This is a genomic window from Deltaproteobacteria bacterium (assembly GCA_005879795.1).
Lineage (GTDB): Bacteria > Desulfobacterota > Binatia > DP-6 > DP-6 > DP-6.
In genome coordinates this window covers 1-11,565 of sequence record VBKJ01000072.1, presented here as the reverse complement: position 1 = coordinate 11,565, position 11,565 = coordinate 1, and the positions used below count along the sequence as shown (strand labels likewise).

General features: G+C 71.5%; 13 protein-coding genes. 5 read left to right on the top strand and 8 right to left on the bottom strand.

From position 1 onward, the window contains the following. Window positions 1–72: 72 nt before the first annotated feature. From E6J59_03855 to E6J59_03825, 7 genes are all read right to left on the bottom strand, one after another. Window positions 73–915, bottom strand: a complete 843-nt coding sequence (locus E6J59_03855) for an aldo/keto reductase (protein TMB22456.1) — start codon at window positions 913–915, stop codon at window positions 73–75. Next, entirely contained in the window at window positions 912–1,658 is a 747-nt protein-coding gene (locus E6J59_03850; protein TMB22455.1) for a hypothetical protein, read from the bottom strand. Before E6J59_03850 ends, E6J59_03855 begins: the two co-directional genes overlap by 4 nt. Beyond that, window positions 1,655–1,957 carry a DNA mismatch repair protein MutS gene (locus E6J59_03845; protein TMB22454.1) on the bottom strand — a complete coding sequence of 101 codons (303 nt, stop codon included), beginning with the start codon at window positions 1,955–1,957 and terminating at the stop codon, window positions 1,655–1,657. The genes E6J59_03850 and E6J59_03845 overlap by 4 nt, the downstream gene beginning before the upstream one ends. A 148-nt stretch (window positions 1,958–2,105) precedes the next feature. Continuing rightward, window positions 2,106–2,699 carry a hypothetical protein gene (locus E6J59_03840; GenBank protein TMB22453.1) on the bottom strand — a complete coding sequence of 198 codons (594 nt, stop codon included), beginning with the start codon at window positions 2,697–2,699 and terminating at the stop codon, window positions 2,106–2,108. A 16-nt stretch (window positions 2,700–2,715) separates the two neighbouring features. Next, window positions 2,716–4,311, bottom strand: a complete 1,596-nt coding sequence (locus E6J59_03835; GenBank protein ID TMB22452.1) for a hypothetical protein — start codon at window positions 4,309–4,311, stop codon at window positions 2,716–2,718. Window positions 4,312–4,319: 8 nt separating this feature from the next. Continuing rightward, a complete protein-coding gene (locus E6J59_03830; protein TMB22451.1) occupies window positions 4,320–4,928 on the bottom strand; it encodes a WHG domain-containing protein in 609 nt (202 codons plus the stop codon). Between the two features lie 436 nt (window positions 4,929–5,364). Continuing rightward, window positions 5,365–5,985, bottom strand: a complete 621-nt coding sequence (locus tag E6J59_03825) for an HAD family phosphatase (GenBank protein TMB22450.1) — start codon at window positions 5,983–5,985, stop codon at window positions 5,365–5,367. An 85-nt stretch (window positions 5,986–6,070) separates the two neighbouring features. Here E6J59_03825 and E6J59_03820 point away from each other — a divergent pair, with 85 nt between their 5' ends. From E6J59_03820 to tesB, 4 genes are read left to right on the top strand one after another with little or no spacing between them, the layout of a single operon-like run. Then, complete coding sequence (locus E6J59_03820; protein ID TMB22449.1) at window positions 6,071–6,895, top strand: TIGR03619 family F420-dependent LLM class oxidoreductase; 825 nt, start codon at window positions 6,071–6,073, stop codon at window positions 6,893–6,895. After that, entirely contained in the window at window positions 6,892–8,217 is a 1,326-nt protein-coding gene (locus E6J59_03815) for a sodium:alanine symporter family protein (protein TMB22448.1), read from the top strand. Before E6J59_03820 ends, E6J59_03815 begins: the two co-directional genes overlap by 4 nt. 50 nt (window positions 8,218–8,267) lie before the next feature. Further along, window positions 8,268–8,507: a hypothetical protein gene (locus E6J59_03810; protein TMB22447.1), complete on the top strand. Its 240-nt coding sequence runs from the start codon at window positions 8,268–8,270 to the stop codon at window positions 8,505–8,507. Between the two features lie 2 nt (window positions 8,508–8,509). Beyond that, window positions 8,510–9,373 carry an acyl-CoA thioesterase II gene (gene tesB / locus E6J59_03805; protein TMB22446.1) on the top strand — a complete coding sequence of 288 codons (864 nt, stop codon included), beginning with the start codon at window positions 8,510–8,512 and terminating at the stop codon, window positions 9,371–9,373. A gap of 15 nt (window positions 9,374–9,388) precedes the next feature. Here tesB and E6J59_03800 read toward each other — a convergent pair whose 3' ends face one another. Further along, a complete protein-coding gene (locus E6J59_03800; GenBank protein TMB22445.1) occupies window positions 9,389–10,285 on the bottom strand; it encodes a GFA family protein in 897 nt (298 codons plus the stop codon). Between the two features lie 781 nt (window positions 10,286–11,066). Between E6J59_03800 and E6J59_03795 the strand changes: the two genes are divergently transcribed. Beyond that, complete coding sequence (locus E6J59_03795; GenBank protein ID TMB22444.1) at window positions 11,067–11,552, top strand: SRPBCC family protein; 486 nt, start codon at window positions 11,067–11,069, stop codon at window positions 11,550–11,552. Window positions 11,553–11,565: the final 13 nt, after the last annotated feature.

Sequence of the window (11,565 nt, the reverse complement as noted above, 5' to 3'; positions counted from 1 at the left end):
TTCGAGGTGCACCCCGCCCTCGACCTGGGCGAGGTCTTCCGCCGCCAGGGCATGAGGGTCGCATAGTGCGGCTCAGAGCATCGGGAGCCCGCGCCAGGGCCTGCGCGGGAACGCGGCGTCGATCCGCCGGACGTCCTCCGCAGAGAGCGCGAGGTCGCCCGCCCGAGCGTTCTCCGCCACGTGCGCCGCGCGCGCGGCCTTGGGGATCGTGAAGAGTCCGGGCGAGCGCACGAGGAAGGCGAGCGCGACCTGGCGCGGGGTGGCGCCGTGCACGGCCGCGATCTCGGCCAGCACGCGTCCGCCCCGGCTGCGCGGGCCCGGGAAGTGGCCCGAGCCGAAGGGGCTGTAGCCCACCACGGCGATGCCGTGCGCGACGCACCACGGGACAAGCGCGTGCTCGATGGTGCGCTCCTCGAGGTGATAGAGCACCTGATGGCACGCGATGCGCTCGGCGCCGGCGATCCCGGCCGCCCGCTCCATCTCCTCGAGGCTGAAGTTGCTGACGCCCCAGGCGCGGATCTTCCCCTCGCGCCGGAGCTGCTCGAAGGCGGCGAGGGTGTCCGCGAGCGGGTGGCGGCCCGGCCAGTGGAGGAGGTAGCAGTCGAGGCGGTCGGTGCGCAGGCGGCGGAGGCTCGCCTCGCACGCGCGCCGCGTCCCCGCGCGCGAGGCGTTCTGCGGCAGCACCTTGGAGACGAGGAAGACCTGATCCCGCCGCCCGGCGATCGCCTCGCCGACCAGCTCCTCGACCCGGCCCGAGCCGTACAGCTCCGCCGTGTCGATGTGGGTCATGCCGAGGTCGAGCCCGGCGCGCAGCGCGGCCACCGCCGCGGCGCGGTCGTCGCGCTCCATGTTCCACGTCCCCTGGCCAACGACGGGAACGGCGGCACCCGTCGGGCCGAACGGGTCGCATCTCACCGAATCATGTCCCGCACCGCCGGCAGGACCTGCTCCACCGGCTGGGCGAGCCGCACGTCGGCGGCGGCGTCGTAGGGCGTCTCGGAGGCGGTCACGATCGCGGTGCGCGCGCCCGATTCACGCGCGACGGGGAACATCTGATTCACCGGCCCGACCACCAGCGATGTGCCCGCGGCGACGAAGAGGTCGCACGCCGCCGCCGCGCCGAGCGCGCGCTCCAGGTCCGCGGCCACGAGCTGCTGGCCGAAGGAGATGGTAGCCGGCTTCCATGGCCCGCCGCACGCGCAGCGCGGTACCGCCATCCCCGCCTCCCAGGCCGCCTGCGCGAACGCACGCGGGGCGCGCCGGTGACAAGCCATGCACTCGACGGCGGAATCGGTGCCGTGGATGTTGACCAGGCGCTCGGGCGGGAAGCCGCTCCGCTCGTGGAGCCCGTCGACGTTCTGCGTGACGAGGAGCTCGATGCGGCCGGCGCAGGCCAGGTCGGTGAGCGCCGCGTGCGCAGCGTTGGGTTCGGCCGCCCGGATGAGCTGCCAGGTCTCGCCCTTGTAACGCCAGTACGCCTCGCGCGCGCGCTCGCTGGCGAGGAACTCGGGCAGCGGCACGGGCTGGTAGCGTTCCCAGCGCCCGCCGGGCGAGCGGAAGTCGGGGATGCCGGAGGCCGTCGAGAGCCCCGCGCCGGTCAGCACGACGACGCGGCGGGCCTCACGCCAGGCGGCGGCGAGCCGCTCGAGCGTGCTCACGCCTTCTCTCTACCGGCCTCCGCGCGCCTAAGCCAGACGATCGTCGCGCCCCACCCGCCGCGCCCGGGCGGCGCGTCGGCGAAGCCCTCGACCAGCGGGCTCGCGGCCAGGACCTCGTGCACGCGCCGGCCCTGCACGCCCCGGCCGCGCCCGTGGATCAGGCGGACCTCGCGGAAGCCCGCCTCCACCGACGCTTCCAGGTAGGACTCGACCACCGACGGGAGCTCGCGCGGCGCGAACGCGTGCAGGTCGAGGGCGTCCTCGATGGGGATGGTGACGGGCGGCTCGTCGGCGCTCATGACCGTCGCCTCAGCGGTATCATCGAGTATCTCTCCTCAAAGTTGTGCGGCCCGCTCGATTAGTTCGCGCATCCGAGGGACGTCGTCGGGAGCGTCATCGGGGTTGAACGTCAGCGCGCATACATGGATAGCTGCCGCTAGCCAGGTCTCAGTTGCGCGACAGACCTGCCACGACGCCCTCGATCTCGCGCAGGAACGCCCCCACGGGATCGGGGCCGGCAAGGCCCGGGAAACGTACCTTGCGCAGGTAGTCGAGGGCGCCGGCGTAGTACTCGAAGCGCAGCGACAGCTCGCGGTAGAGGAGCCGGCCGGCGCGCGGCTCCCCCTCGGCGAGGGCGCTCGCCCGCGCGTAGGCGCGGGCGCCCTCCTCGAGGTAGAAGCCGAGATAGCCCCCGCGCTCGACGAAGGACCGGAAGAGGCCGCTCATGAAGAGCGCGAAGTCCCCCACGTAGCGATGGAAGGCGCGCGCGCCGACGGGCTCGGGCGTGGGCGGGCCGAGCCCGAGCATCTCGACCACGCGCTCGAGGCGCGCCCCACCCGGCGCGCGCAGGCGGTAGAGGCGGTCGGTGCGCGCGAACTCGGCCAGCACCTCGGCGAGGTAGGAGGCGATGGTGTCGTCGCCGATGCCCAGCTCGGCGCAGGTGCGGCGCGTGAGGGGGAGGAAGAAGCTCAGCAGGGCCGGGCGGGCGCGGTCCTCCAGCATGTTCCCCGTGTAGCGCGCACCCGGCGCGCGCGGAAGCACCCCGTGTCCGCGGCGGTCACGAGCGGCGCAGCGCCCGGCGGAGCCGGAACGCCCAGCGATGGAGCCGCGTGCTCCCGGCCTCGGTCGGGAACAGGCGCGGGAAGAGGAAGAAGAGCCGGCGGCGTCCCCCGAGGCGGATGCGGCCGCTGAGAAGCCCCCAGAGCGCGCTCGCCTCGCCGCGATGGAGCGCCAGGAAGAGGAGCGCGGGCGTGCGCACGGTCAGATCGGCGTGCTCGACCGTCCCCGGACGCACCTCGCAGCGCTCGTCCGCGATGCGCATCGCCCACGCGCCGCCCCCCTCGCCCGTGAGCAGGAACTGCGTCGTGAAGGCGAGGCCACGCGCTTCGTAGGGGCGGAAGTACTGCGGCATCCAGCGCATCATCGCATCCACGCTCTGGGTGCGGATGCGGCGCAGCGACACCAGGCGCACGCCCGCCGCCGAGCGGCTCCGCCGGTCGATCGGGGTCCGCCACTCGCCCGGCGGGATGCCGTGCTTCTCGCGCATGCTCGGGCTGTCGATCACGAACTGCTCGTCCTCGACCGCGCGCGTGTGCGTGAGGGGCTTCAAGGTCTCGTCCAGGTAGCGCCGCCGCACGTCGCGCTCGGCGTGGAAGGCGTCCTCGATCTCCGCCGGGCAGGTGGCCACGCAGTTGAAGCAGCGATACTCCACCTTGAACGCCATCGCCTGCCAGAGGGCGGCGATCTCGTTGTCGGTCCAGCGCTGCTTGAACTCCCGCCGGCTGCGCTCGGAGAGGTCACGGACGAGGTCGAGGAACCCCGGGATCGAGTCGCGATAGGTGTGGTTGTAGCAGGCGAAGAAGTCGAAGTCGCCGTCGGGCTTGATGGCCTCGGTCGGACACGAGGCGACGCACAGGTTGCACTGGAGGCACGGGTTCCAGGCGACGGGCGCATCGTAGGCCGGCCACTCGAGGTTGGTGAGCACCGTGTCGATCAGGCAGTAGGCGCCGAACTTCCGGTGCAGGAAGTTGCGGCTGAGCCCGATCACGCCGAGCCCCGCGGCCTGCGCCACCAGCTTGTGGCTGAGGGGCCAGATCTTGTCGGCCCAGCGCTGTCCCACCTCCTGCGGCCAGCCGATGGTGGTGGTGAGCCCCTCGCCGCCGAGCGCGTTCACATACTTGACCACGCGCCGGCCCATCTCCCACAGCCGCTCCTCGCAGCGGTAGAGCTCGTTGTTGGCGGAGGGCAGGTAGCGCGACTGCATGGCGGCCTTGTTCTCCTCACCGATCATGCAGACGAGCGAGCGCGTGTGCGGGTAGACCCAGAGGATCTCCTCGCGCTCGTGGGCGAGGGCGGGGTCGTCGATCGAGATGACGCCCACGTCGTCGCACCAGCCGGAGAGCTCGCGTTTGAACTCGGCAAGGCTGACCGGCGCCGGGACGCCCCGGCTCGGAAGCGGCGGCCCCGCGAGCGGGTGGAACGGCCAGCGGTAGGCGATGCCGGGCGGGATCGTGTCGGGCGGGCTCGGCTTCGCTCTACCCGGCGGCGGGAAGGGAAAGGGCCAGTCCGTTGCCGAGGCCGGGCGGGGCGCCGCGCCCTGGCCCTCGCCCGGGCGGGATCGGTGCGCTCCGGGCAGCCAGTCGAGCAGCGGCATGACGTCTCTCAGGGCTCGAGCCAGCGGGCCGCGCTCTCGAGCATCGCCTCCAGGACCTCCTCGTGGTGGCCGGGCGCGGTCTGCACCAGCAGGCCGGACACGGCGAGCGCGGCCACGCCGTGGATCTTCGCCCACAGCACGTTGGTGACCACGGTCGAATCGAGGTCGCGCCGCAGCTCGCCCGTCTCGATCCCGCGCGCGACCACGTCGCGCAGGATGAAGAGTGTCGCCATCTCGCGCTGCACCGCCTCGCGGCGTGGCGTCTCGGCGGCGCGCAGGGTGAACATGAGCGCGTAGTAGCCGCGATGCTCCAGCGCGAAGCGCCAGTACGCGCGCCCCATGGCCCGCACCCGCTCGAGGGCGGGCAGCTTCGGGTCGACGCGCCGCAGGCGCGCGGCGAGGAGCGCGTGCCCCTCCAGGCGAAGATGCTCGATGATGTCGGGGATGCTCCGGTAGTAGAGGTAGATCGCGGTCGGGCTGCAGCCGAGCTCGCGCGCGATCTTGCGCGCCGAGACGCCGCTCGCGCCGTGCGCGACGTAGAGGCGGCGCGCCGCCCTCAGGATGGCGGCGCGGGCGGCGCCCGCGCCCTTCCGACCGGCGGCGGCGGAAGTTAACACTGTTCACCGCTTACGGCCGCCGCGGAGCCCAGTCAAGGCGGGCGAAAAAGAAAGCCCCGACAGCCGTCACGGCGCTTCGCGCCGTCCCGCCGGTGACGCGGGGACTGTCGGGGCTCGGTGATGCCTGGGTCCCCTTCGGGTGACCCAGCGACTGATGATCCGGGCTCGCCCTAAGAGGGCACCACCTCACAGATCACCGTAGGGGAATACGTCACTGGATCACCTCCTTTCTTCCGGCGGGAAGACCAGGCGGGCCCGAGCCCCGCCGCCGGGAGGCCGACCGCCGATGCCGGCTCCCGGCCCCGATCACCGGCGGACCGCCTGCCGGCGCTGGGGCCTGTGTGTGCCCCGATCGGGAACCCATACGCGGAGTGTACCGCGGCAGCCCGGGATTTTCCATGGCGATCTTTCGACGGGGGTGGGGCGCCGCCGGGGCTCAACGTAGCGGAAACCCGAGTAATTCCTCGAGCTCGCCGAGGGCCGAATCGGGGTCGGCGACCCGGATGGTCGCCATCCCGAGGGCGCGCGCCGTCTTCAGGTTCGAGCCGATGTCGTCGAGCATGACGGCCTCGGGCGGCACGATGCGGAGCTTGGCGCAGGCCAGCTCGTAGATGCGCGGGTCGGGTTTGCGCACCCCTGCCACCGACGACTCGACGAAGGCGTCGAAGTGCGCGCGGAGCACGCCGGTGCCCTCGCCCTCGGCGACCCAGTTGTTGGTGACGGCGGCGGCGAGGAGGCCGCGGGCGCGGATGCGGCGGATCGCCTCCAGCATCGCCGGCCGGGGCACCGTCACCTCGCTGACCCGGGCCATCATCTCCCGCGCGTCGATCGAGCACCCCGCCGCGGCGCACTCCTCCTCGAAGGCCGGGTAGAACGCCTCGAGGAGGATCTCGCCGCGCTCGAGGCGCGCCCACGCGCCCGCTGCGCCGGCCGTCACCACGACGCGGTTCAGGAACCCGGCGCGGATGCCGCGCACCGCCTCGTAGCGCGCGATCACCGCGAGCGGCGAGCCGACGACGACCCCGCCCAGATCGAAGAGAACCGCCTTGTAGCGCATCGGCCCCCAACTTAGCGGACGCGGCGGCACACCCGCCACCGGCACGCGTCCTTGACGTTGCGTCCACCCGCTGTCAGAAGCGCGCATGCGTTTCGGTCTCTTCGGCCTGAACTTCGGCCCCTGCGCCGACCCCGCGCTCGCCATCCGCATCGCCGTCGCCGCCGAAGAGGCGGGCTTCGAGTCGGTGTGGACGGGCGAGCACGTGGCCATGCCCGTCCGCGACAACCCGGTCCCGACTCCGCCCGAGACGCCCTTCCTCGACTCGCTGGTCGCGCTCGCGAACGTGGCCGCGCACACGCGCCGCCTCCGCCTGGGCACCGGCATCCTCGTCCTCCCGCACCACAACCCCGTGCTGCTCGCGAAGGCGCTCACGACGCTCGACCTGGTCTCCGGCGGGCGGCTCATCGCCGGCTTCGGGGGCGGCTACGTCGAGGCGGAGTTCCGCGCGCTCGGCGTCTCGTTCAAGGACCGCGGCGCCATCACCGACGAGTACCTGGGGGCGATCCGCGTCCTCTGGACCGAGGAGCTGCCGCGCTTCTCGGGGCGCTTCGCCGCCTTCGACGGCATCCGCTTCGAGCCGAAGCCGCGCCAGCGCCCGTATCCGCCGATCGTGGTCGGCGGCCACGCTGCACCGGCGCTCCGCCGCGCGGCGCGCTTCGGCGACGGGTGGTACGGCTTCGGCCTCACGGTCGAGGCGGCCGCGCCGCTCGTGCAGGAGCTCCGCCGGCTGCGTGCGGCCACTGGCCGCCCGCCGCTCGAGATCTCGCTCACCACCTTCGAGCCGCTGACGCCGGCACTCGTCACGCAGGCGGGCCAGGTGGGCATCGACCGCCTGATCGTCATGCCGCGCGTCCCGGCCGAGCGGCTCGAGGCGACGGTGCGGACGCTCGGCGCGGAGCTCGCGCGTTGATCGCGCTCGAGCAGCACCTCGAGTGGCTCAGCAACTGGGTGTGGGGCCCGCCGCTCCTCATCCTCCTGGTCGGCACGCACCTCTTCCTGACCGTCCGGCTGCGCGTCATCCAGCGCTACCTCGGCACCGCGATCCGGCTCTCGTTCGAACGCACGGCCGAGGGCGAGGGCGACGTGAGCCACTTCGGCGCGCTCACCACCGCGCTCGCTGCCACCATCGGCACCGGCAACATCGTCGGCGTCGCGACGGCGGTGGCCGCGGGCGGGCCGGGCGCCGTCCTCTGGATGTGGCTCACGGGCATCTTCGGGATCGCGACCAAGTACGGAGAGGCGGTGCTCGCCATCAAGTATCGCATCACGACGCCGCAGGGGGCGATGGCGGGCGGGCCGATGTACGCGCTCGAGCGCGGCCTCCACATGCGCTGGCTCGGCGTCGTGTTCGCCGCCCTCACCGCGATCGCCGCCTTCGGCATCGGCAACATGGTGCAGGCGAACTCGATCTCGGCGATGGTGGTCGAGACCTTCGGCGTGAGCCCGTGGATCACGGGCATCGCGATGACGGCCTGCACGGCGGTCGTCATCCTGGGCGGCATCAAGTCGATCGCCAACGTGTGCGAGAAGCTCGTCCCCTTCATGGCGGTCTTCTACGTCGTCGGGTGCACGATCCTGCTCGTGATGCACGCGGCCGCGATCCCCGAGACCCTGCGGCTGATCGTGGGCACCGCCTTCACCGGGCAGGCGGCGGTGGGCGGCTTCGTCGGCGCCGGCGTACGCGAGGCCATGCGCTACGGCGTGGCGCGCGGCCTCTTCTCCAACGAGTCGGGCCTGGGGAGCGCGCCCATCGTCGCCGCCGCGGCGCAGACGAAGACGTCGGTCCGCCAGGCGCTCGTCTCCTCGACCGGGACCTTCTGGGACACCGTCGTCGTGTGCGCCATGACCGGCCTCGTGCTGGTCAACTCCGGCGAGTGGACGAACGGGTTCAAGGGCGCGGCGCTCACCAAGGCGGCGTTCGGCGATCTCCCGGTCGTCGGCCCGGTGGTGCTGACCGTCGGGCTCCTGACCTTCGTCTTCTCGACCATCCTCGGCTGGTCGTACTACGGCGAGAAGGCGGCCGAGTACCTCTTCGGCGTGGGCGTCATCACGCCCTATCGCGTCCTCTGGGTGGCGGCGGTCATGGTCGGCTCGGTCGTGTCGCTCCCCGCCGTCTGGTCCTTCGCCGACATCGCCAACGGGCTCATGGCGATCCCGAACCTCTTCTCGCTCATCGCGCTCTCCGGGGTGATCGTGGCGGAGACGCGCGAACACCTCTGGGATCAGGAGTAGGCGTCAACCCGCCTTTCGGCACCCCGACGCATCTGCTAAGCGCTGTCGCCATGCCCGACGACGAGAAGGCAGAGCTCGAGCGCGTCAAGGCGGAGAACGAGCGCCTCAGGCGGACGGCGAGCCGCGGCATCACCTTCAAGGTGAGCGAGAAGGGCGGCGTCTCGGTGTACGGCCTCGGCCGCTTCCCCGTGACCCTCTACAAGGAGCAGTGGGAGAAGCTCCTCGACATGGTCGAAGAGCTACGCGCTTTCATCCGCGAGAACGCCGCGGCCTTGAAGACGAAGAGCTGACGGTGGCCTCCGCGCTCGACGGGCTGGTCTCGCTCCTCGACCTGGAGGAGCTCGAGGTGAACGTCTTCCGCGGCCGCAGCCCGCAGGAGAACCGCCAGCGGGTCTTCGGCGGCCAGGTGGCCGGGCAGGCGCTGGTCGCCGCGGGCCGCACGGTCGACCGCGGCAACGTCCACTCCCTGCACGCCTACTTCCTCCGCCCGGGCGACCCTTCGACCCCGATCCTCTACCTGGTGGACCGCATCCGCGACGGGAAGACGTTCACCACCCGGCGGGTGGTCGCGATCCAGCACGGCCAGGCGATCTTCCACCTCTCGGCGTCGTTCCAGCCCGAGGAAGTGGGGCCCGAGCACAGCGTCCCCATGCCCGAGGCGCCCGACCCCGAGTCGCTGCCGTCGTTCGCGGACTGGATCGCGCCGAAGATGACCAGCATGCCCGAGCCGTTGCGGCTCTGGTTCGGACGCGACCGCCCCATCGACACGCGCCCGGTCGAGCCGATGGACCCGTTCCACCCCGTCCGGCGGCCGCCGCGCCAGTTGGTGTGGATCCGGGCCGCCGGCCGCCTGCCCCACCAGCTCCTCCTCCACCAGTGCGTGGTGGCGTACGCCTCCGACATGACGCTCCTCGACACCGCCACGCTGCCGCACGCGATCGCGTGGAACGATCCCAGCTACGTCATGGCGAGCCTCGACCACGCCATGTGGTTCCATCGCCCCTTCCGCGCCGACGAGTGGCTCCTCTACGCGCAGGAGAGCCCGGCGGCGCACGGCGCGCGCGGCTTCGTGACCGGGCACCTGTTCACGCGCGATGGGAAGCTCGTCGTATCGGTCGCGCAGGAGGGGTTGATCCGGCCGGTGATGCCGCGCTGAGCCGGGGAACCCGCTTCAGCCTCGCGCGCCCGCGTCGCGCGGCCGGCGCGACGGCGGTGGATAAGGCCCCGGCGGGTAGGCCTCGTGCCGCGGGAGGTCGTCCGCGATCTCGTACCAGGGCGCCTTCGAGCCGACGAAGATGTGCAGCTCCTCGCGCGCCCCGGGGTCGTCGTCCAGGGAGCCTGCGGGCACGACGACGCGTCCGCGTGCGGCGTTCACGTGCGGCACCTTCGCGCCACACGTGCGACAGAACGCCTGCGTGAAGCGCTCCGCCTCCGGGACCTTGTAGGACACGACCAGATCCTCGCCCCGCAACCAGCGGAACTCCGGGAGCTCGACGAAGAGGTTCGACGCATGCGCCGCAGCGCGAGCTTTGCGACAGCGCGAGCAGTGACAGTTCGCGATCGGACCGGCGACCGGGCCCCCGATCTCGTACCCGACCGCGCCGCAGAGGCAGCTCCCGCGCACGCGGCCGGCGACGGGCTCCGAGCGGCGCTCGAAGGGAACGGCCTCGCCCATGCCGGATGGGTAGGCGTCGAAGCGCGGCAGGGAATCCGCGATCTCGTGCCACGGCGCCTTCGAGGCGACGAAGATGTGCGCCTGCGGGCGCATCTCGGGGTCGTCGTCCAGGAGGCCCGGCGCGATGAACACGAGCTCGCCGGCCGAGCCCGGCACCGCGGAGCCGCACCGACCGCAGAACGGACGGGAACCCCCGGGCGAGGACTCGTAGCGGCGAATGCCTTCGGCGCCACGGAGCCAGCGGAACCGGCTCGGGTGTACCGCGAGGGCGCTCGAGAATGCCGCACCGTGGTGCTTTCGGCACATCGAGCAATGGCAGTGCCCCATGAATTCGAAGGGCGCGTCGGCCTCGAAGGCGACGTCGCCACACAGACAAGTGCCCCGGACCGTCATGCTTCGTCCTCCTTTGCCGCGGCGTGTGCGGCGGCTCAGGAGAGTAGCACTCGGGCGAAGACGTAGGAATGCATCTCGCGTCACGGGGACGGCTACGAGGTCCGCACGGTGCAGGCGCAGCTCGCCCACGTCGAGGTGAGACGATGATCTACCCGAATGTGCACAAACGCGGCCCGGCCGGCGGTCCGCACCCCACCCGAGGTCGTCTTCGGCACCACGTCCACGACCGGCGCGGCGCGCGATTATCTGGGCGGCGCTCGCAGCATGACACCGACCCCGATGCCGCCTCCGGGGCCCCACGAGCGAGCAATCTCGGTAAGTTTATCTCTGGCGGGTCCTCGCGGCTGCTAGTGATAGGCGGCGCGCGGGTGGTACTATGCGGGTCCGTCCAAGTATAGCTTCAGCGTGGACGGGTCTCTCTACTGTACCAATGACTGGGAAGCTCTAGCAGCGGTGGGTAATCCGTCGTTGGAAGACGCAAAGGCGCGGGCCGAGCGCGAGTATCGAGGTGTCTCATCGAAGTGGGTTCACGTGGTCTGACCGAAATAGAGTTTGGCGTTGCGACAGCTGCGCTCGGCTAACCCGCGATCGCCGACGGTCTACGGCAGAACCCCGGACCGCCTGGCTCTGCGCCCTCTGGTAGGTAGCGTGAGCCACCAGCGCGCGGACCAGCAGGGTGTCTAACGGTCGTCCTTCCCTTCTTCGGTCGCGCCGCTCCGTGGTATGCGGCCGCAGCTGGCGGCGCCTGGGTCGCCGGGCCGTTGGACCGACGACGAAGACCGTGCCACGCATCGAGCTCACAATTCACATCGCCGCTCCCAGGGAGCGGTGCTTCGACTTGACCCGGAGCGTGGAGCTTCATACCCGTTCGACCGCATCGACTGGCGAACGTGCGATCGCCGGTCGCACGAGCGGCCTATTGACGCTCGGCGACGAGGTCACATGGCGGGCCAGACACTTCGGCGTGTGGCAGACCCTCACGAGCAGGATCACCGCGTACGAGCGGCCCGCTTACTTCCGGGACTCGATGGTTCGAGGCGCGTTCGCCCGACTCGATCACGAGCACTACTTCGCGGAAGATGGTCGAGGCGGCACCGTCATGCGCGACCTCTTCGACTTCGCAGCGCCCTTCGGGATGCTCGGTTGGGTTGCCGAGCGGCTCATCTTGACCACGTACCTGCGCCGCTTTCTCGAGGCGCGCAATCGTGAGATCAAGGTGGTGGCGGAATCGGACGCCTGGAGACAGTTCGTACCACCAGCGGTCTGACATCGAGAAACCG